At 68.6% G+C, this 19,292-nt stretch carries 15 protein-coding genes; 9 read left to right on the forward strand and 6 right to left on the reverse strand.

The genetic code is table 11. The features are described 5' to 3' along the window. The first annotated feature begins 35 nt into the window (after nt 1-35). Entirely contained in the window at nt 36-1,397 is a 1,362-nt protein-coding gene (locus MUG96_RS14385) for an NAD-dependent succinate-semialdehyde dehydrogenase (RefSeq protein ID WP_246983815.1), read from the forward strand. A 118-nt stretch (nt 1,398-1,515) separates the two neighbouring features. Then, on the forward strand, nt 1,516-2,253 hold the full coding sequence (gene yqeC, locus MUG96_RS14390; protein ID WP_246983817.1) for a selenium cofactor biosynthesis protein YqeC: 738 nt from the start codon (nt 1,516-1,518) through the stop codon (nt 2,251-2,253). Here yqeC and MUG96_RS14395 read toward each other — a convergent pair whose 3' ends face one another. Then, a complete protein-coding gene (locus MUG96_RS14395) occupies nt 2,254-2,865 on the reverse strand; it encodes a molybdenum cofactor guanylyltransferase (RefSeq protein ID WP_246983818.1) in 612 nt (203 codons plus the stop codon). A gap of 120 nt (nt 2,866-2,985) precedes the next feature. Between MUG96_RS14395 and MUG96_RS14400 the strand changes: the two genes are divergently transcribed. After that, nucleotides 2,986-4,242: an HAD family hydrolase gene (locus MUG96_RS14400; RefSeq protein WP_246983819.1), complete on the forward strand. Its 1,257-nt coding sequence runs from the start codon at nt 2,986-2,988 to the stop codon at nt 4,240-4,242. Between the two features lie 31 nt (nt 4,243-4,273). Here the strand turns inward: MUG96_RS14400 and MUG96_RS14405 are convergent, their stop codons facing one another. After that, the gene (locus tag MUG96_RS14405; protein ID WP_246983820.1) at nt 4,274-4,573 is read right to left on the reverse strand and encodes a hypothetical protein; all 300 of its coding nucleotides are present in this window, start codon (nt 4,571-4,573) and stop codon (nt 4,274-4,276) included. 101 nt (nt 4,574-4,674) lie between these two features. Between MUG96_RS14405 and MUG96_RS14410 the strand changes: the two genes are divergently transcribed. The 3 genes from MUG96_RS14410 to MUG96_RS14420 all read left to right on the forward strand — a co-directional run bounded on the left by MUG96_RS14410 (nt 4,675) and on the right by MUG96_RS14420 (nt 7,878). Beyond that, entirely contained in the window at nt 4,675-5,589 is a 915-nt protein-coding gene (locus tag MUG96_RS14410; RefSeq protein ID WP_246983821.1) for a dihydrodipicolinate synthase family protein, read from the forward strand. A 117-nt stretch (nt 5,590-5,706) separates the two neighbouring features. Next, nucleotides 5,707-5,976 carry a hypothetical protein gene (locus MUG96_RS14415; protein WP_246983822.1) on the forward strand — a complete coding sequence of 90 codons (270 nt, stop codon included), beginning with the start codon at nt 5,707-5,709 and terminating at the stop codon, nt 5,974-5,976. A gap of 78 nt (nt 5,977-6,054) precedes the next feature. Continuing rightward, nucleotides 6,055-7,878, forward strand: a complete 1,824-nt coding sequence (locus MUG96_RS14420) for a histidine kinase N-terminal 7TM domain-containing protein (protein WP_246983824.1) — start codon at nt 6,055-6,057, stop codon at nt 7,876-7,878. Nucleotides 7,879-7,880: 2 nt separating this feature from the next. On the opposite strand, the gene MUG96_RS14425 is transcribed toward MUG96_RS14420, so the two are convergent. Continuing rightward, nucleotides 7,881-8,447, reverse strand: a complete 567-nt coding sequence (locus tag MUG96_RS14425; RefSeq protein ID WP_246983825.1) for a hypothetical protein — start codon at nt 8,445-8,447, stop codon at nt 7,881-7,883. Nucleotides 8,448-8,655: 208 nt separating this feature from the next. Here MUG96_RS14425 and ppc point away from each other — a divergent pair, with 208 nt between their 5' ends. The 3 genes from ppc (at nt 8,656) to MUG96_RS14440 (ending at nt 14,706) form a co-directional block, all read left to right on the forward strand. Beyond that, nucleotides 8,656-11,352, forward strand: coding sequence for a phosphoenolpyruvate carboxylase (ppc, locus tag MUG96_RS14430; RefSeq protein WP_246983827.1), 2,697 nt, complete (start codon nt 8,656-8,658; stop codon nt 11,350-11,352). Nucleotides 11,353-11,547: 195 nt separating this feature from the next. After that, nucleotides 11,548-13,965, forward strand: coding sequence for a methyl-accepting chemotaxis protein (locus MUG96_RS14435; RefSeq protein WP_246983829.1), 2,418 nt, complete (start codon nt 11,548-11,550; stop codon nt 13,963-13,965). 72 nt (nt 13,966-14,037) lie between these two features. Then, nucleotides 14,038-14,706 carry a DUF192 domain-containing protein gene (locus MUG96_RS14440; protein WP_246983831.1) on the forward strand — a complete coding sequence of 223 codons (669 nt, stop codon included), beginning with the start codon at nt 14,038-14,040 and terminating at the stop codon, nt 14,704-14,706. A 4-nt stretch (nt 14,707-14,710) separates the two neighbouring features. Here the strand turns inward: MUG96_RS14440 and MUG96_RS14445 are convergent, their stop codons facing one another. From MUG96_RS14445 to glpA, 3 genes are read right to left on the reverse strand one after another with little or no spacing between them, the layout of a single operon-like run. Then, the gene (locus tag MUG96_RS14445; RefSeq protein WP_246983832.1) at nt 14,711-16,030 is read right to left on the reverse strand and encodes an anaerobic glycerol-3-phosphate dehydrogenase subunit C; all 1,320 of its coding nucleotides are present in this window, start codon (nt 16,028-16,030) and stop codon (nt 14,711-14,713) included. After that, a complete protein-coding gene (gene glpB / locus MUG96_RS14450) occupies nt 16,027-17,292 on the reverse strand; it encodes a glycerol-3-phosphate dehydrogenase subunit GlpB (RefSeq protein ID WP_246983834.1) in 1,266 nt (421 codons plus the stop codon). Before glpB ends, MUG96_RS14445 begins: the two co-directional genes overlap by 4 nt. Beyond that, entirely contained in the window at nt 17,282-19,036 is a 1,755-nt protein-coding gene (gene glpA / locus MUG96_RS14455) for an anaerobic glycerol-3-phosphate dehydrogenase subunit GlpA (RefSeq protein WP_246983836.1), read from the reverse strand. Before glpA ends, glpB begins: the two co-directional genes overlap by 11 nt. Nucleotides 19,037-19,292: the final 256 nt, after the last annotated feature.

The following is a 19,292-nucleotide window of genomic DNA, read 5'->3' on the forward strand; positions in this document are numbered from 1 at the left end:
GAATCTTAATCGGGCCGGGCGTGTAGGTGGTGCGTATGGAAGCCATCGATCCGGCGACCGGCGAGACGGTCGCGACCTACGAGACGGCGACGTGGAGCGACGCCGACGCGGCGCTCGACCGGGCGACGGACGCCTTCGAGTCCTGGCGCGAACGCCCGCTCCGCGAGCGCGAGGAACTGCTCGCCGCCGCGGCCGACGTGCTCCGGGAGAACACCGAGGAGTACGCCGAGACGATGACCCGCGAGATGGGGAAACCCATCTCCCAGGCCCGCTCGGAGGTCGAGAAGTGCGCCTGGGTCTGTGACCACTACGCCGAGCACGCGAGTTCCTATCTGACGCCCGAGGGACACCCGAGTCCGCCGGGCTCGGACGTCCAGACCGTCTACGACCCCCTCGGTCCGGTGCTGGCAGTGATGCCCTGGAACTTCCCGTTCTGGCAGGTGTTCCGCTTTGCCGCCCCGTACCTGACGGCGGGGAACGTCGGCCTGCTGAAACACGCCTCGAACGTCCCCGGCTGTGCGCTGGCTATCGAGGAGGTGTTCCGCGAGGCCGGCTACCCGGAGGACGTCTTCCAGTCGTTGCTCGCGCCATCGGATCTCGTCGACGATATGCTCGCGGACGAGCGCCTGCGGGCGGCCACGCTCACCGGCAGCGGTCCGGCGGGCCGGGCGGTCGCCAGCAGTGCCGGCGAGAACCTGAAGAAGACGGTGCTGGAACTCGGCGGGAGCGACCCCTTCGTCGTGCTGGACGACGCCGACCTCGACGACGCCGCCGAGATCGGCGCGTGGGCGCGCAACCTCAACGGCGGCCAGTCCTGTATCGCCGCCAAGCGCTTCCTCGTCCACACCGAGGTGTACGACGCGTTCGTCGACCGTCTCGTCGACGAGATCGAGTCGCTGACCGTCGGCGACCCGATGGACGAGGACACCGAAATCGGCCCGCAGGCACGCGAAGACCTCATGGCCGACCTCCACGAGCAGGTCGAGGCGAGCGTCGACGCGGGCGCGACGGTCGTGACCGGCGGCGAACCGCTCGACCGCGATGGAGCGTTCTATCCGCCGACGGTCCTGACCGACGTGCCCCCGGACTGTCCGGCCGCCGGCGAGGAGACGTTCGGCCCCGTCGCGGCCGTTCTGGAGGTCGAGGACGAGGACGACGCCGTCGAGACGGCCAACGACACGCGATTCGGCCTCGGCGCGAGCGTCTGGACCGCGGACCGCGACCGCGGCCGCCGCGTCGGCCGCCGCATCGACGCCGGCTGTGTCTACGTCAATCAGCTCGTCAAGTCCGACCCACGGGTGCCCTTCGGCGGCGTCGGCGACTCCGGCTACGGCCGCGAGCTGGCCGAACCCGGGATCAAGGAGTTCGTCAACCGCAAGACGCTGTGGGTGGAGTGACGGGGTAGCGGCGGCCCCCGTCGCGGTCAGCGGCCACTACCGGGCCACTGGTTTGACAAGCGCTAGCACACGCTCTCGGCCTCGGGGAACATTTGTGTCTCGCGGCCGACGGGCGAGTATGGGCCTCGTGGACGCGCTTGCGGCGGACGGGCTGGTCGCGGTCGTCGGGGCGGGCGGGAAGAAATCGACGCTGTACGCGCTCGCCGAGCGACTCGACCGCGCCGTCGTGACCGCGACCGTTCGCATCCCGATCTTCGATCCGAACGTCGCCGAGGTAACCGTGACCGACGACCCCGTCACCACACTCGAGCACGCGTTCGACGACCCGGAGCGGTTCCCGCTCGGACTCGTCCCGGAACGCGAGGACGACCGCTACCACGGTTACGACCCCGAGACCGTTGCCCTGCTCGCACAGCGGAGCGAAGCCGACGCGGTGCTCGTCAAGGCCGACGGTGCTCGCGCCCGTGAGTTCAAGGCACCGGGCGAGAACGAGCCACGGATTCCGCGGACGGCGGACACCGTGATCCCGGTCGTGAGCGCTCACGTCGAGGGGCAGCCGCTCACCGACGAACACGTCCACCGCCCGGAGCGCGTGGCCGACCTGACCGGCCTCTCCGCGGGCGAGCGGATCGAAGCCGGGGACGTGGCGACGGTCCTCACGAGTCCGGAGGGTGGGCTGAAAGGCGTCCCGGAGGGCGCAACGGTCGTCCCCGTCGTCAACAAGGTGGACGGCGCGGCGGACGAGGCGGCGGCGAACCGGATCGGGAACCGGCTCGTCGACCACGACCGCATCGACGGCGTCGCGCTCACTCGGCTCGCCGCGCCGGACGATCCGCTCGTTTCGGTGCTGTACTGACTACTCGAAGTCCGTCTCGGCCTCGCGCAGTTCATCGCGGGTGTTGATGTTCCGGAAGGTGTCGGTGTCGGCGTGTTCGTGGACCTCCGCTTCGGTGACGACGACGTATTCGAGGTCCTCGAGGGGCGCGAGGATCTTGTGCTCGCCGCGGTCGAGCGCGCGGTCGCAGGCGGCCGCCATCGCCTCGGCGCGGTAGACCGCCTGCGTGGTCTGGTACCAGCCGTCCCCGACCTTCGGGACTGCGGCGTCGTAGCCGGCGGCCCGCTCGAAGAGGTACTCGACCAGCGCCGGCGAGACGTAGGGCATGTCACAGGCGACGACGACGGCGTACTCGCTGTCGACGGCCCGGAGACCCGTGCGGATGCCCGCCATCGGCCCCTGGTCCGGTTCGGGGTCCTCGGCGAGGTCGACCGGGTGGTCGTAATCCGCCAGCACGGGTTCGATGCGAGGGACCTGCTCGCGCCGGCAGTTGACCACCAGTCGGTCCACGACGGGCGCGAGTCGGTCGGCGACCCGGCGGAGCATCGGGACGCCGGCGAGGTCGGCGACGGCCTTGTCCCCGTCCCCGAATCGCGTCGCGTACCCGCCCGCGATGACGACGCCTGCTGGCATCGCCGACCCTTCGTGGCCGACTCACAAAGCACCCACGGTGACGGTCCTCGGTCCGGGCGCACCGCCACCGGCGGTGCCCGGCCCCACCACCCTTATGCCGGCAGTGGGCGGAGGGGGTGTATGAAGCGGTACGATCAGCTGTATCGCCTGTACGAGGAGTTCGATACGGAACGACTCAGAGCGTACCAGGACTTCGTCGATCTGTTCCCGCCCGTTGACTCCCGGGTCGCGCTGGAACACTGGCAAAACGCCAGCGAGGAGTTGGGGGAGGGGAAAGACGAGATCCGGCAGGCGTTCCCCGCGACCGGCGAAACGTTCGCCTCGCTGGCCGCGATGGCCTCCCGCGAGCAGGCCTTCGCCGCGCTCGACCTCCTCTCGAAGTACGACCGCGCCGTCAACTGCCTCGTCCTCGACGTGGACGAGACGCTCCGGTCCGCGGGGCGGACGGACAACGAGATTCCCCGCGACACGCTCCATCTCCTCACCGAGTTCCACGAGGAGGGCGTCCCCATCGTCGTCTGCACCGGGCAGACCCTGGAGAACGTCAAGGGGTTCATGATTCAGGGGCTGGGCAACGAGATCGTCCACTCCGGCGAGCTGAGCATCGTCTACGAGGCCGGGACGGGCGTGTTCACGCCGGGTCATGGCAACGACACCAAACAGCTCCTCTTCGAGGGGCTCGACGAACGCATCCGGTCGGTGTTCGACGCCGTCCGCTCGCGGGTCCTCTCGGCGGCCCCCGACGACCTCCGGCGGGGCTGTCACCTCCAGGGCAACGAGTTCAACGTCACGATGAAGCCCAACTTCGAGACGGGGAGCGAGCAGGCCCGCGCCGTGATCGACGAGGCGCTGGTCTACCAACTCGACCTGCTGGGTGACGCCGTCGCGACGGAACTGGGCCGCGACGAGGACGCGGCGACCGCCGGCGCGTGGGCGCGGGCCTGCTACGCCGAGCAGGACCCCGAAATCCGGACGGTCCTGGAGACGGAGGGGGCTATCCCCGACGCGGACCCGGCGGACGTGCCCGACGACGTGGCCGGCGTGTTCGAGCGCATCGACGTGGCCTACTACGAGGCCGACGCCGCCGAGATCGGCAGTCTCGAACTGAACAAGGTCGCCGGCGTCGAGGCCGCCTTCGACGTGCTGGGCATCGACGACCCGTTCTGTGTCGTGATGGGCGACAGCAAGAGCGACCTCAGGGTGATGGAGTGGGTCGCCGAGCACGACTACGGCCTCGCGGCCGCGCCGGAACACGCCTCGCGGGACGTACTCGACCACGTCATCCGGACGGACGAACTCGTCTTCGACCCGGGTCAGGCCACGGAGGTGCTGCGGACGATCTACGCGCTCGGCAGGCTGTCGAGTATCCAGGAGTGAAGAAGGGGGGAGAGACCGGCCGTCATCGGCGTCAGGTCGCTTCGTTCGTGACTTTGTCGTGCTCGGAGGTGAGGTGGAACTCGAGTTCGTCGTCGGGTTCGATCTCGGAGTCGGCGGTGACGGACTCGGTCATCATCTCGGAGTGGCGTTTCGCGATCACGTCCGACCGGAGCCGGTCGCCGTCGAGCAGCCCCGAGCGGACCTGGGCCCCGTATTCGTCGGCGAGTCGGTCGATGATATCACGGACCGTGTTCCCCTCGACGACCCTGACGTGCGCCTCGTGGGTCCCGACCCGCGCCGCGAGCGATCTACTAATCTCTATCTGACACATACGTCTAGTCAGGGCCGCCGGTGACAAAAAGTTAACTCACACTCGAAGAAGCGACACGAGCAAGCGGAAGGTATTACCCGAAGGGCGGCACAGGGTGGCTCATGACGGGATCGACAGCGGTCGGGGCGACGGACCCGCTCGGGCTGTCGGGCGTGGTCCCGCCGACGATAACCGCGTTCACGGAGTCGGAGGACGTGAACTACGAGGCGACGGTCGCACACGCGCGGTTCGTCGTCGAGGGGGGAGTTCATGGCGTCTTTCCACTCGGGACGAACGGCGAGTTCGCGCTGCTGACTGGCGAGGAGCGCCGCGGAATCGTCGAGGCGGTCTGTGACGGCATCGACGAGGTGCCGGTCGTGCCGGGCGTCGGCGCGCCGAGCACGCGCGAGACGGTGGCCCACGCCGATCACGCCGAAGCGGCGGGTGCCGACGGCGTCATCGTCGTCACCCCCTTCTACTATCCCCTGGACGACCGGGGAGCGGTCGACCACTACCGCGCGGTCGCCGCGGCCGTCGACGTGCCGGTGTACGTGTACCACATCCCCTCGCGGACGGGCAACGCGCTCTCGCTGTCCGCGCTCGAAGCGATCGCGGCCATCGACGGCGTCGCGGGCCTGAAGGATTCGAGCAAGGACGTCCCCTGGCTCGCACGGGCCGTCGACCGCGTGCCGGAACTCACCTACCTCGTCGGCTCGGACTCGCTGCTCGTGCCGGGGCTGGACGCGGGCTGTGCCGGCATGGTCAGTGCCGTCGCCAACGCCTTCCCGGAACTGGTCGTCGACCTGTACGAGGCCTACGACGCGGGCGACGAGACGCGTGCCCGTAAACTCCAGAGCACCGTCTACGACGCCCGGGACGCGATCAAAGACGGGCCGTACATGGCGGGAGTCAAGACCGCGCTCTCCCTGCGCGACCTCGACTTCGAGCCGGGGCCGCTCCGCTCGCCGCTCCGCCGCATGGACGCGGATGCGACTGATCGGCTGGAACGGCGGCTGACCGACCTCGACCTGCTCTGAACGCGACGCTCGGGTCGGACTCCCCCTCGACGCCCGTGCCGATGTGGTCCCACGCGACCGGCGGACGGACCGGGCGGGGCCCCAACGTTCAAGCCCGCTCCAACGGGAGTGGCGGGTATGCTGGAGAAGTTGTCGGGGCTGGCCGACCCGAAGGCCGTCGTTGCCCTCGTGCTCCTCGGGATGGTGGTACTTATTTTCGGTGCCGCCTCGGGCGGGCCCGCCGGCCAGGCGCTGGCGGCCATCCTGGCCGTCCTCCTCGTCGTCCTCGCGCTCATGCTGATTTTCTTCTACTGGATCAAGCGCATGAACGAGGACATCGGCGCGAACCGCCGGGAACTCGACCCCGAGTTCGAGGAGGCGCTCGAGGAGTACGACGACGAGGAGTGACGGTGCCGTAGTCCGCAGTTATTTGTTTTTATAATTGGGGAGAACCCTTTTCGTACAGGCCAGATAGTTGTAATTACCATGAAGGCCCAGTTGCCGCTCCTCCCAACTCTCCTCGTGGTTTCTGGGTCTTTATCACTACTGGTAACGTACTTCGTCTGGAGGGAGCGGCCGAAGTCCGGCGTGGTACCCCTGGCAGCCGTGGAGGGCAGTCTAGCGCTGTGGGCGTTCGGACAGGCACTGGTCGTGTCGAGCGATTCGCTGACAGGCGCGCTGCTCGGGTACGACCTGACTATCGTCGGTCTCGGACTCATCGGGCCGTCGCTGCTCCTGTTCGCACTGCTCTACACCGGCCGTCCGGCGTACGTGACCCGATGGACCGTCGCCGGACTGGCCGTCGTTCCGGTCACGGTCGTCGCGCTCGCGCTGGGGGACGTGGGCGCGCTCGTGTACGTGGACCCGACGGTGCGAGCGGTCGCGGGCGGATTCCGGTTCGAGACCGGCCTCGGGCCCGCCGTCTGGACGTTGCTCGCCTTCGACTACGCGGTCCTGCTCGCCGGCGACTGGCTCCTCTTACAGAAGTTCGTCGGGTCGCGAAACGTCTACCGCAAGCGGACCTTCTTCTTTCTCAGCTACAGCGTCCTGCTCACGGTCTGTCAGATGGCGAGCGTCGCCGGCCTGAGCCCGACGCCGCACCAGACGCTCGCACCGCTCGCGAACCTCCTGTTCGGCGGCCTCTCGGTGCTCGTGTTCGTCGGCTACCGGTCCTACGGGTTCCTCCCGCTCACGCGGTTGCTGTCGGCGATCGGATTCCAGTCGCGGAGTCTCGCTCCGGTCGCCAGGAACACCGTCATCGAGGAGATGGGCAGCGGTGTACTGGTCGCCGACCACCGGAACCGGGTCGTCGACATCAACCCGATGGGCAAGCGAATCCTCGCCCGGGGCGATAACCGTGTCGTCGGGAAGCAACTCACGGAGGTGTTGCCGCCCGAGATATTCGTCCGGGAGGAGACGCCGTTCCTCGAACCCGGTGTCGAGGGGGAGTTCACCGGTGTCTGGGTGGAGACCCCGTTCGACGAGCGGCGCTGTTTCGACCTGACGATCTCCGCTCTCCGGACCGACGGCGAAGTGACTGGCCGGGTCGGTATCGTCCACGACACGACCGAGCGGGAGCGTCGGAAGCAGGCGCTCGAAGCGCGGACCGACGAACTCGAACGCCAGAACGAGCAACTGGAGGGGTTCGCGAGCATCGTCTCACACGACCTCCGGAACCCGCTCAACGTGGCCGAAGGCCGCCTCGAACTCGCCGAACGGGAGGAAAGTCCCGAACACTTCGAGGCGGTCCGGGGAGCCCACGAGCGGATGGAAGCTATCATCGAGGACGTCCTGACGCTGGCCCGGCAGGGCCGGACCATCGAGGGGACCGAACCGACCGACCTGTCCGCCGTCGCGACCGACGCCTGGAGCAGCGTCGACGCCCGGGAGGCGTCACTCGACGTGACGGATTCGTTCCAGTTCGAAGCGGACCGCGGCCGGCTTCGGCAGGCCCTCGAAAACCTGTTCCGAAACGCGGTCGAGCACGGGACGAGCGACGCGACGGCGTCCGCTGGCGAGGCCGGAGGTGACGACCCCGCCGTCACCGTCACGGTCGGACGCTGCGACGGCGGGTTCTACGTGGCTGACGACGGACCGGGTGTCCCGGACGCACAGCGGGACGACATCTTCGAGCGAGGGTTCACGACGGCCGAGAGCGGGACCGGGCTCGGCCTCGCAATCGTCCAGACGGTCGTGGAGGCACACGGCTGGGAGATCGACGTGACCGAGAGCGAGACCGGTGGTGCACGGTTCGAGATCACCGGCCTCACGGATCAGGCCGACACCGATCCGCTCCGACAGGCGTCCTGACGTCAGGCCTCCATGTGCCGGACGACCGTGTGCCGGCAGGACTCGTGGGGGATCAGGTCGTCGGCACGCTCGGGCGTGCCCTCGTCGTGGTCGCTCGCGGCCTCGCGGATCGCGTCTTCCAGTTCCGACCGCGAGACGGGGCCGCGGTCGTCGATGGCGGCCCGCACGTCCGCGCAGACCGGACTGTCGTCGGTGCCGACCGAGTCGACCCACCGGAAGCGAGCACCGTCGTCCGCCTGCTGCTCGAACTTCCTGGCCCGTGCGAGGTTGCGGATCGACGCGACCTCGGTGTCGACGATGGTCCGTGCCAGGTCCTCGTCCACGTCGAGTTCACGAGCCACGCGGTCGGCGATCATCGTCCGGGCGTACCCCTCCTCGCGTGTGACCTCCTCGTCGAGAATTTCGGCGGCCGTCCGTGCGTCCTCGCCGTCCAGCCCGTAGTGTTCCATGATCGCACCCGCCCGTCGCTCGACGTCGACGACGAGGTCCAGCGTCCCCTCGTCGGGGTCGTCCCCCTCGCCGCCGTCGTCGACCGCGAACAGCCCCGCGAGCCAACTCCGGAGTCCCATGCGGGTGATTACCGTGGGTCTCCTCTTAAAATTCGGTAGCCTTTCGAAGCGGAAAGAGGCCGACGGACGGACAGGTCGGCGAGTCGGGTCCGGATCGTACCGCCGACCGCTCCGAGGGGTACCCACCGTCATATATTTTTACTCAGAACGGAGTATATATCTGTGGAATTTCGCCAGCGTTTTGATGGTGCGGCGGCCAAAGTGTGGTATGGATTTACACGCCAGGGACGTGGGACAGGACGTCGACGAGCTGGCGACGCTGCTGGGCGAGATACTGGAGGCCCAGACCTCGACGGCGGCACTGGAGACGGTCGAGCGGCTCCGCACGTCGGCCATCGACTACCGGCGGGGGGACACGGAGACGCGGGCACCGCTTCGCGAGGTGCTAGACGCCATCGGCCCGGACCGCCAGGACGTGGTCGCGCGGGCGTTCACGACGTACTTCGAGCTGATCAACCTCGCCGAGGAGCGCCACCGCGTCCGACAGATCCGCGAGGGCGAGCAGAACGGTATGTTGGCCGACAGCATCGCCGCGGCGGTCAGCCGACTGGACGCCGACGAGGCCGACGCCGCCACCGTCGAGGGGATTCTGGACGACGTGTTGATTCAGCCGACCTTCACCGCTCACCCCACGGAGGCGCGCCGGAAGACGGTCAAAGCGAAGCTTCGCTCGGTCGCGGACCACCTCGAAACGCTCGACGAAGTGCGGCTGACCGACCGCGAGACCGCGGCCGTCGAGCGTGACATCGGCGCCGAGGTGACGGGGCTGTGGCAGACCCCGCAGGTCCGCCGGCGCCGCCCGGAGGTCACCGACGAGGCGCTCAACGTCCAGTGGTACATCGAGAACGTCCTCTTCGACGTGGTCAGCGAGGTCTACGACGAACTCGAGGCCGAACTCGACGCGAGGTACGAGGCGGACATCGACGTGCCGAAACTGTTCGAGTTCCGGTCCTGGGCCGGGAGCGACCGCGACGGCAACCCCTACGTCACCCCGGAGGTGACCGCAGAAACCCTGGAACGCCAGCGGGCGACCGTCCTCCCGCTCTACCGCGACGAACTCAAGGCGCTTTCGGGTATCTGTAGCCAGGACCGACAGAGCCTCGACGTGGGCGAGGCCTTCGCGGAGCGGCTGGCGGCCGACCGCGAGCGACTGCCCGGCGTCGCCGCCGCGGCCCGTGAGCGCTACCCCGACGAGCCATACCGACAGAAGCTGAAACTGATGCGCGAGCGCGTCCTCCGGGTGGACGACGTGCGTTCGGGCGGCTACGAGGACGCCGACGACCTCGTAACCGACCTCCGGACCCTGGCCGAGAGCCTCCGGCGGAACGACGCCGGCACCATCGCCAGGGCGCACGTCGACCCGCTCGTCCGGAAAGTCGAGGCCTTCGGCTTCACGCTCGCCAGCCTCGACCTCCGAGACCACCAGGAACAGCACACCGCGACCGTCGCCGAGACGCTCGCCCGCGAGGGCATCGACTACGCGGGAATGGACGAAGACGAACGCGTCGAGGTCCTCACCGAGGCGATCATGCAGGACCGGCCGGTCATCGACGTGGCCGACCGCGAGGGACTGGACAACACCGCGGCCAAAGTCTGCCGGCGGTTCGACGAACTCGCGGACTGGCAGCGCGAGTACGGCGTCGACGCCATCGACACCTACTGTATCAGTATGTGCGAAGAGCCCAGTCACGTCCTCGAAGTGCTCTTTCTCGCCGACCAGGCCGGCATCGTCGACCTCCCGGGCTACTGCGGGCTGGACGTGGTTCCCCTCCTCGAAACGGAGTACGCCCTCTCGGGCGCCCGGCGAATCATGGGCACGCTGTTCGAGAACGAGGCCTACGCCGCGGCGCTGGACGCCCGCGGGAACCGTCAGGAGATCATGCTCGGCTACTCGGACTCGAACAAGGAGAACGGCTACCTCGCGGCCAACTGGAGCCTCCACCGCAACCAGAAGCGACTGGCCGAAATCTGCGACGACTACGACGTGGAGATGCGCCTGTTCCACGGCCGCGGCGGCTCCATCTCCCGTGGCGGCGGCCCGATGAACGCCGCCATGCTCGCCCTGCCAAACGAGACGGTCACCGGCGAGATCAAGTTCACCGAACAGGGCGAGGCCATCGCCGAGAAGTACGCGAACGACGACATCGCCGGACGGAACCTCGAACAGATGACGAACGCCCAGATTCGCGCCCGCTACGAGGCGATGAACCAGCCCGCGGAGCGCGTTCCCGAGGCGTGGACCGAGGCGATGGAGACGGCCGCCGACGCCGCCCGCGCCGAGTACCAGGACCTCCTCGACACGGAGGGGTTCGTCGCCTATTTCGAGCAGACGACGCCGATCACCGTCATCGAGGACCTCAACCTCGGGTCGCGGCCGGCCTCCCGCTCCGAAGAGCGGGCCGTCGAGGACCTGCGCGCGATCCCGTGGGTGTTCTCCTGGACCCAGGCCCGCTGTATCATCACCGGCTGGTACTCGCTGGCGACCGGGCTCCGAGCGTATCTGGACGCCGATGGGGAGATGGACACCCTCCGGCAGATGTACCGCGCGTGGCCCTTCTTCCGGTCGATACTGGACAACGCCGCGCTCGCGCTGGCCCGGACCGACATGGAGATCGCGAGCGAGTACGCGGACCTGGCGGACTCCGACCTGCGCGAGCGGGTCTTTCCCCGGATTCGCGAGGAGTACACCGACGCCGTCGAACTCGTGCGGTCGATCACGAACCGCGACGACCTCGTCACCCGCGAGTGGATGGCCGACCACCTCGAACGCCGGAACCCCTACGTCGACCCGCTGAACCTCCTCCAGATACGGCTCCTCGAAGCGGACGAACTGACCGACGCCGAACGGCGTACGCTCCGATTGACCGTCCAGGGAATCGCTGCCGGAATGAAAAACACCGGCTAGGGGAATCACCGCTGCCGGTCGACGACCCCGACGAGCGCAGGGAGACCCCACACCGCGCGCGGCATTATCAAATCCGATTGCTGGCCGAACGGCTTTTATATTGTTAATATCATCTCCCGAAATAGACAACGCTGGAGCCATCTATCATGTTTGCAATTACCATTCGAGAGTGTCTCACGGACACGGAGGTCCCCGATGTGGCGTGAAACGGTCCGGCGGTTCGTCCCGGACGCGATACGGCGGAGTTACATGGCGAAGTTCGCCGTCGTCGTCCTGCTCGTCGCGGCGGTGACCCTGGCGGTCGGCCTGTTCTCCTATCAGGGGGTGTCGGGCGATCTCACGGCCGACGTTCACGGCGAACTGGAGACGACGGCTGGCCTCGAAGCCAGCGAACTGGCGACCTGGCTCGAGAGCAACCAGCGGTCGACGCGGATGCTCTCCTCGTACGCCGTGTTCCGGAGCGGCGACAGGGGGGCGATCTCTGAACGGATCGACGCCGAACTCACCCAGTTGCCGGCGGAGACGCGGGCGGTTCACTACGTCGACCTCGACTCGCGGGAGGTCCTCGAGAGCACCGACACGGACATGGAAGGTCGGAACCTCTCGAACGCGAACATCGACTGGATGGTAAGTTCACTGGACATGTCGAACCCGTCGACGGTGGCGGTCTCGAAGGTGTACCTCGAGGGCGGCGAGGAGCGCATGGCCTTCGTCAGCCGGATCGAGGGGACGTCGCAGGCGGTGATGCTCACCGTCGACCCGACGACCCGCGCCGAGGCGTTCCGGACGACGGTCAACAACAGCACGACGCAGGTCGTCGCCGGTGACGGGTACGTCGCGTTCGCCCGCGAGGACAGGATGGTACTGCAGGAGTACGAACTCGGTTCCGACGCGGCGCCGCTCCAGGCGGGGCTCCGCGGCGAGCAGGGCGTCGTCGAACTGAACAACTCCAGCCAACTGGTCGCCTACGCCCCCGTCAGGGGGACCGACTGGGTCTTGCTCAAACACGCCCCCACGTCGAACGCCTACGCCCTCCGAACGGCAGTCGGCAACGACCTCCTCTTGCTTTTCGGGGTCGCGCTGTTCGGGTTCATCCTCCTCGGAGCGACCATCGGCCGTAACACCGTCAAGAGCCTGAACGTCCTCCGGGACAACGCCGAGTCCATCGCGGAGGGTGACCTCGCCGTCTCGGTCCCGGACACCGACCGCGTCGACGAGGTGGGACAGGCCCTCTCGGCGTTCGACGAGACCGTCTCGTACCTGGACACCGTCGCCGCGCAGGCCGACGCCCTCGCCAGCCAGGAGTTCGACGCGGCCGTCCTCGACGAGGCGGTGCCGGGCGACCTCGGCCGGTCGCTGGCGACGATGCGGACCGACCTGGAGGAGTTCGTCTCGGAACTCGAACGGACCAGAAGCGACGCCCGGGAGGCTCGCGAGGAGGCCGAGACGCTGGCGGCCTCGCTCGAATCCCAGGCCGAGCGGTTCGGCGAGTTGATGGCCGAGGCGGCGGACGGCGACCTCACCCGACGGCTCGACGAGGACGCCGACAGCGACGCGATGGCCGAAATCGCCGCGGCGTTCAACGAGATGCTCGCGGACCTCGCGGGGACGGTCGTCGACATCCAGGACTTCGCCGAGACCGTCGCCGCCTCCGGTGAACAGGTCTCGGCCAGCGCGATGGAGGTCCAGACCGCCAGCGAGGACGTCAGCGAGGCCGTCCAGCGGATCGCCGAGGACGCGGACGAGCAGGACCGGACGCTCGCCGACGCGACCGAACAGCTCACGGATATGTCCGCGACCATCGAGGAGGTCGCCTCCTCGGCCGACGAGGTCGCGTCGACGATGGCCGAAGCCGCCGATCTCGGCGAGCAGGGCAACGAGGCCGCCACGGAGGCCGTCACGGAGATGGACGCCATCGAGGAGAAGGCCGAGGCGGTCGTGACCGAGGTCGAACGCCTCGACGAGGAGATGGCAGCCATCGGCGAGATCGCGGAACTCATAGACGATATCGCGGAGCAGACGAACATCCTCGCGCTGAACGCCGCCATCGAGGCCGCCCGCGCGGGCGAAGCCGGCGAGGGCTTCGCCGTCGTCGCCGACGAGGTCAAGGGGCTGGCCGAGGAGACCCAGGACGCCACCGAGGAGATCGAGGCCCGAATCGCGGACGTGCAGGACGCCACCACCGAGACGGTCGCGGACGTCCGGGGGATGCGCGAGCGGGTGACCGAGGGGATCGAGACGGTCGACCGGACCGTCGACACGCTCGAAGCGATCGTCGAGTCCGTCGAGGACGCAAACGCGAGCGTCCAGTCGATCAACGACGCCACCGACGAGCAGGCCGCCACCACCGAGGAGGTGGTCGCGCAGGTCGAGGACGTCGGCGAGATCAGCGAGCGCACCACCGAACGCGCGCAGTCGGCCGCGGCCTCCGCCGAGGAGCAGACCGCCTCCATCTCGGAGGTGACCGACGCCATCGACCGCCTCGCCGACCGGTCTCAGGACCTCGAAGCCATGCTCGACGACTTCGACGTCGAGCAGGGCGACCGGGCCACGACCAACCGCGGCGCGGCCACGGACGGCGACTCCACCCCGGGAGCCGCCGACGACGACTGACGGGCACCCCCGCGACTCCGGCGGCGGGCGCTGGGATGGGGTTTTTTGTTCCGGCCGTCGTCACGCCGACCAGTGACCTCGCGAGACTCGACCCGGCGTGCCCACCTCAGGCGCGTCGGCGCGGCGCTGGCCGCCGTCGGCGTCGCCGGCTGTTCGGCGGGCGACGAGACGGACGGCGACACGGCCGCGACGGAAGCCGCCACCACCGAAGCGGCCGGCACGGACACCGCGACCACCGCCGCGGACACGCCAACGGCCGAACCCGACCCGACGGCGACCGACACCGGGCCGACGACCGAAACCGACTCGACGGCGACGCGGACGACGACTGCCCCCCACCACCCTCGCCACGACTACGAGACGACTGACGTCCGTGCGGAGACGCCGGACGGAGAGCACCTGGGTATGGTAACCGCCGCCGTCGCGGACACCCCTGAAAAGCGATTCGACGGCCTCAGCTACACCGACTCGCTCCCCGAGGACCGCGGAATGTTGTTCGTCTACGACGAGGTGGGAGACCACACCTTCGTCATGCGGCGGATGTCCTTCGGCATCGACATCGTCTACGCCGACGCCGACGGCGTCGTCACGACGATCCACCACGCACCCGAACCCGGCCCCGACGAGGACGGCAACGAACAGGAGTATCCCGGCCAGGGCCAGTACGTGCTGGAGGTCAACTACGAGTGGACGACCCGCCACGGCGTCGAAGAAGGGGACGTGCTGGCCTTCGAGTGGTGACCGCTCACGCCACCAGCGCGTCTTCGAGCACTTCCAGCGGGTGACGAACCTCGTAGCCGGTGCCGTGTTCCATCTGCATCGCGCAGGTGGGACACTCCGTCATCCCCGTCTCGCCGCCCGCGTCTTCCATGTGCTCGAACATCTCCTCGCCGATAGCCATCGACTTCTCGTACTTCTCTTCCTTCCAGCCGTAGGTGCCGGAGATGCCCGAACAGGACTCCCCCACGTCCTCCACGTCGACGCCGTCGAGGTCGGCGAACAGTTCGACGGCCTGGCGGTCCAGCCCCTGATTGCGGGCGTGACACGGCGCGTGGTAGGCCAGGTCGTCGCCGTCGACCTCGGCGTCCGCGACGGCGCCCTGGAGGTCCTCGTGAATGCGGAGGTACTCGATGGCCTCCGAGGTGGCGGCCGAGACGGCCGCGGTGCCCTCGAAGGAAAATAGTTCGGGGTACTCCTGGCGGAGCGACAGCGAACACGAGGTACAGGAGGCGATCACGTCGTAGCCCGCCTCGACCAGGTCCGAGAGGTTCATGATGTTGGTCTTCGCGTCGCGCCGTGCGTCGTCGAGCATCCCGTTCGCGAACATCGGCGTGCCCGAACAGCCCTGGTCGGGGACCGCGATCTCGTAGCCGAAGTGCTCGTAGACCCGGACCATCGCCTTCGCGACCTCGGGGGTGTTGTAGTTGGCGTAACAGCCGTGGAAGTACGCGACGCGCTTGTCCTCGTTCTCGATCTGGGCGCCGCCGCGCTCGTTCCACCACTCCCGGAAGGTCCGGTGGGCGAACTCGGGGAACTCCCGTTCGCTGGTGATGCCGAGGGCTTTCTCGTTGATCGTCTGGACGACGCTGTTCCCGAGGACGAAGTTCGAGAGCCGCGGGACCTTGCTGGCGAAGCGGGCGACGATCCGGTAGTTCGCCAGCAGGCGGTTGCGCCAGTACTCCACCGACGTCTTGGACATCTGGCGGTCGACGTACTGGGCGCGGGCCTCGTTGTGCATCTGGCTGAGGGGCACGTCCGCGGGACAGGCGTTGTCACAGCGCATGCAGTTCGAGCAGTCCATGATGGACTCGTCGATGTCGTGGTCCTCCTTCTGCTTGAGGCGCCACTGCTCGGGGCCCTGGAACTTCGGCCCGGGGAAGTCGTCGTCGACCTCGGCGACGGGGCAGTTGGTGTCGCAGGTCGAACACTTGTAACAGGAGTCGGAGCCGGCACGGAGGTCCATGTCGTCGTCGGGGAAGACCTGGACCGGTTCGAACTCGTCGTCGGGTATCTCGTCCTCGGGGGCGGACGGTGCGTCGTCTGGTGGGGGTTCTGCGTCACTCATGCTCGTTGTCCTGCGAGGTGGCCGGCGCGGTAGCCGGTCGCCAGCGAGACGCCGCTGCCCGACTTCTCGGCGGCGAAGTCGGAGCCGCCCAGCACGCTCCCGGCGGCCCGGAGGTTGTCGAACTGTACGTCGCCGTCGGCGTCACGTGGCCGCATCTCGGTGTCGGGGTCGACGCCGAAGCGGGCGAAGGCGTGGTCGTCGAACGCGCCGTCCTCGAACCACTCGTAGCGGTCGCTCGGGTGCGGGACGTGACAGTCGAAGATCGGTTCCTCGACGCCCTCGCGGTCAGAGTCGATGCCTTTCCCGACGAGCCCGCCGGTCGCGAGGACGAACTCCCCGGCGACGTAGGGGACCCGCGAGCCGTTGCGGTCCATGTACACCGTCTCGACCGTGCCGTCCCCGTCGTAGTCCACGATGGGGTTGCCGGTCGTGATGGAGACGCCGGCGTCGTCCAGCGCCTCGTAGAGCCGGTCTTCGAGCCGAATCCCGGGGAGGCTCGGCGGCCCCATCGGCACCTCGAAGACCGCCGCGCCGAGTTCGGCTTCGAGTTCCGACCGTATCTCGGCGGGGTGGTCGTCGCCCAGCACCGCCGGGAAGCCGACCCGATCCTCGCCGTCGAGGTGCCCCTTCACGCGTTCGGCGAGCGCCCGGCGGACGCCCCGGCCCCGGCCGCCGACGGCCTCGTCGCGGTCGAGCAGGTGTGCGAACCGCGTCACCTTCGGGTCCGCGCTGAGTTCGATGGGGAACTCGACGGTGACGCCGCGCGCCCGGAAGGGAGCGCCGGCGGCGCCGAGGTGGGCGGCCGCCAGCGGCGCGTCGAAGTCCACGAGTCGCTCGAAGCCGACCAGCAGCGTGTCCCGCGTGTCGCTGGCGACGCCCGCCGCGGCACCGGCGGGGTAACGAGCGGTCGGTTTGACCGTCCCGCCGTGGGTCGGGAGGAGGGCGTTCTTCGGCGTGTGGCTGCCTTCGTAGGTATCGGCGATGTCGTCGAACAGGTCGAGGCCGGCGTGGACGGCGTCCGCGCCGGCGCGCTCGTAGGGGTGTCCCTCGGGCAGGTCGTCGATGGCCTCGAAGGGATCGACCAGCGGCCCCTCGCCGTCGGGCGTGTACCCGAGCACGTCGACGAGGCCGCTGGCGTGTCGGAGCGTGGGCTGTTTGTAGGAGGCGAGACGCACGTCGGCACCGGTCTCGGCGGCCGCGATGGCGGCGGTGATCCCCGCGAGGCCGCCGCCGACGACGAGCACGTCCTGTTCAATCGCCACCCGGGCCACCCCCATCTTTCGGACGGTTCCCACCATCCGTGGCCGCCCGGGCGTCGGCCCCGGCAGTCGCGTCGGCTCGGCCGTCGTCGAACGCGGCGAAGTCGAGGGGCTCCTCCCGTTTTGCGGGATCGCCGTCGCGGTTCATCGTCGTCGCGTGGAGGGCGTAGGAGAGCATGGCCTGCGAGAGCTGTTCGCCCCACAGCGCGTGGACCTGTCCCTTCCAGCGTTCCTGGTAGAGTTCGTCGAGCGCCGCGCGGACCTGCCCCTCCTCGTACTCGGGGTGGAGTTCGTTCGCCACCGTGTGACAGCAGAAGCCGCCCTGACAGTTCCCCATCGACGCGCGGGTGCGGATGCGGACGGCGTTGAGGTCCGACCCCGCCCCCTCGATGGCGTCCTGGATTTCGGCGCGGGTGACGCCCTCACAGCCACAGACGACCGGGTTCGGCCCGTCGGTGTCGAGCACGTCCGGCGCGCGGCTGCCGAGGCGCTGGACGCTGCGCTTGGCGACGGGCGACGTGAGGCCGTAGTCGTCCATGGCGTCCTCCAGCACGCGGTAGTTCTTCGAGCCGGGGAGGGGCACGTCGGCGGTGCGACAGGTCGCGGAGACGCCGAGTTCGGCACAGACGTGGTCGCTGATGTCCTCGGCCATCATCCGGTAGGTCGTGAACTTCCCGCCGACGATGGAGGACATCCCCGGCAGTCCGTCGCGTTCCTCGTGGTCCAGGAGGAAGAAGTCGCGAGTGATGTCCTCGGAGTCCGTGGTGCCCGACCCCGGCGGCTCGTACAGCGGGCGCACGCCCCAGAACGAGCGGATGGTCCGGGCCTCCTGGAGGGCGGGGACGAGCTTCGACAGTTCGTCGATCATGAGGTCGACCTCCCACTGCTCCTCGGGGTAGTCCTCCGGGTCCTCGACCTCCTCGTCGGTGGTCCCGAGGATGCAGGTCGTCTCGTGGGGGACGACGATGTCGGCGTTGCCCTTCGGCTTGCAGCGGTTGATGACCGTGTCGACCTGGCGGACGTTCATGATGGTCATGACGCCCTTCGAGGGGCGGACCTCGATGTCGAGACCGGCCATCTCGCCGATGCGACCGGCCCACGCGCCGGTGGCGTTGACGACGTAGTCGGCCCCGATCTCCTCGACGGTGCCCGGGGAGTGATGGGAGCGCTTGCCCGGGCCGTCGCTGTGTTTCACCTCGGCGCCGACGACCTCGCCGGCCTCGACGAGGAGGTCGGTCACTTCGGCGTGGGTCTCGATGCGGGCGCCGTGGTTCTCGGCGCTGACGGCGTTCGCCACGCAGAGCCGGAAGGGGTCGATGGCGCCGTCGGGCACCGAAATCGCCTTGTCGATGTCCGATGCGAGGTACGGCTCCTGGGCGCGGGCCTCTTCCGCGGAGAGCACCTCGGTCGGGATGTCACACTCCGCACACCCCCCGAGTTTCCTCTGGAAGTACTCCTCGGTGTCCTCGGGGCGTTTGACGAACAGCCCGCCGGTCATCTCGACGCAATGGCTCGCGATATCACGGAGTACCCGGTTCTCCTCGATGCACTCCGTCGCGCTGGCCTGGTCCGCGACGGCGTAGCGCCCCCCGCTGTGGAGCAGCCCGTGCATCCGACCGGTCGTCCCGTGTGTCAGGTTCCCCTGCTCGACGAGGGTCACGTCCAGGCCGCGCATCGCCAAATCGCGGGCGATGCCGGTCCCTGTGGACCCGCCGCCGATCACGAGAACGCTCGGTGTTGCAGCCATCTCACTGTCGCCACATTGGGCTGCTAACACATATTTTTACCGCAGCACTCCGCTCCGCCGATAAAGCACGGGGCGTGCCGTGTGCCCACACGCCAGTGGGCTTTACTGGGTCGAACCGTGAAGTTTCGGACGGTCGTGGATGACCGCCGACGGAGAGACGAGCCGTTCCGAGTTCGTCACCGAGACCCGACGCCGCCGAGGGCCGCATCGGCAGGGGCGGCAAGCGGCCGCGCAGTCGCGTGTCGCCGTCCCTCGC

It is taken from the genome of Halorientalis marina (genome assembly GCF_023028345.1).
Taxonomy (GTDB): domain Archaea; phylum Halobacteriota; class Halobacteria; order Halobacteriales; family Haloarculaceae; genus Halorientalis; species Halorientalis marina.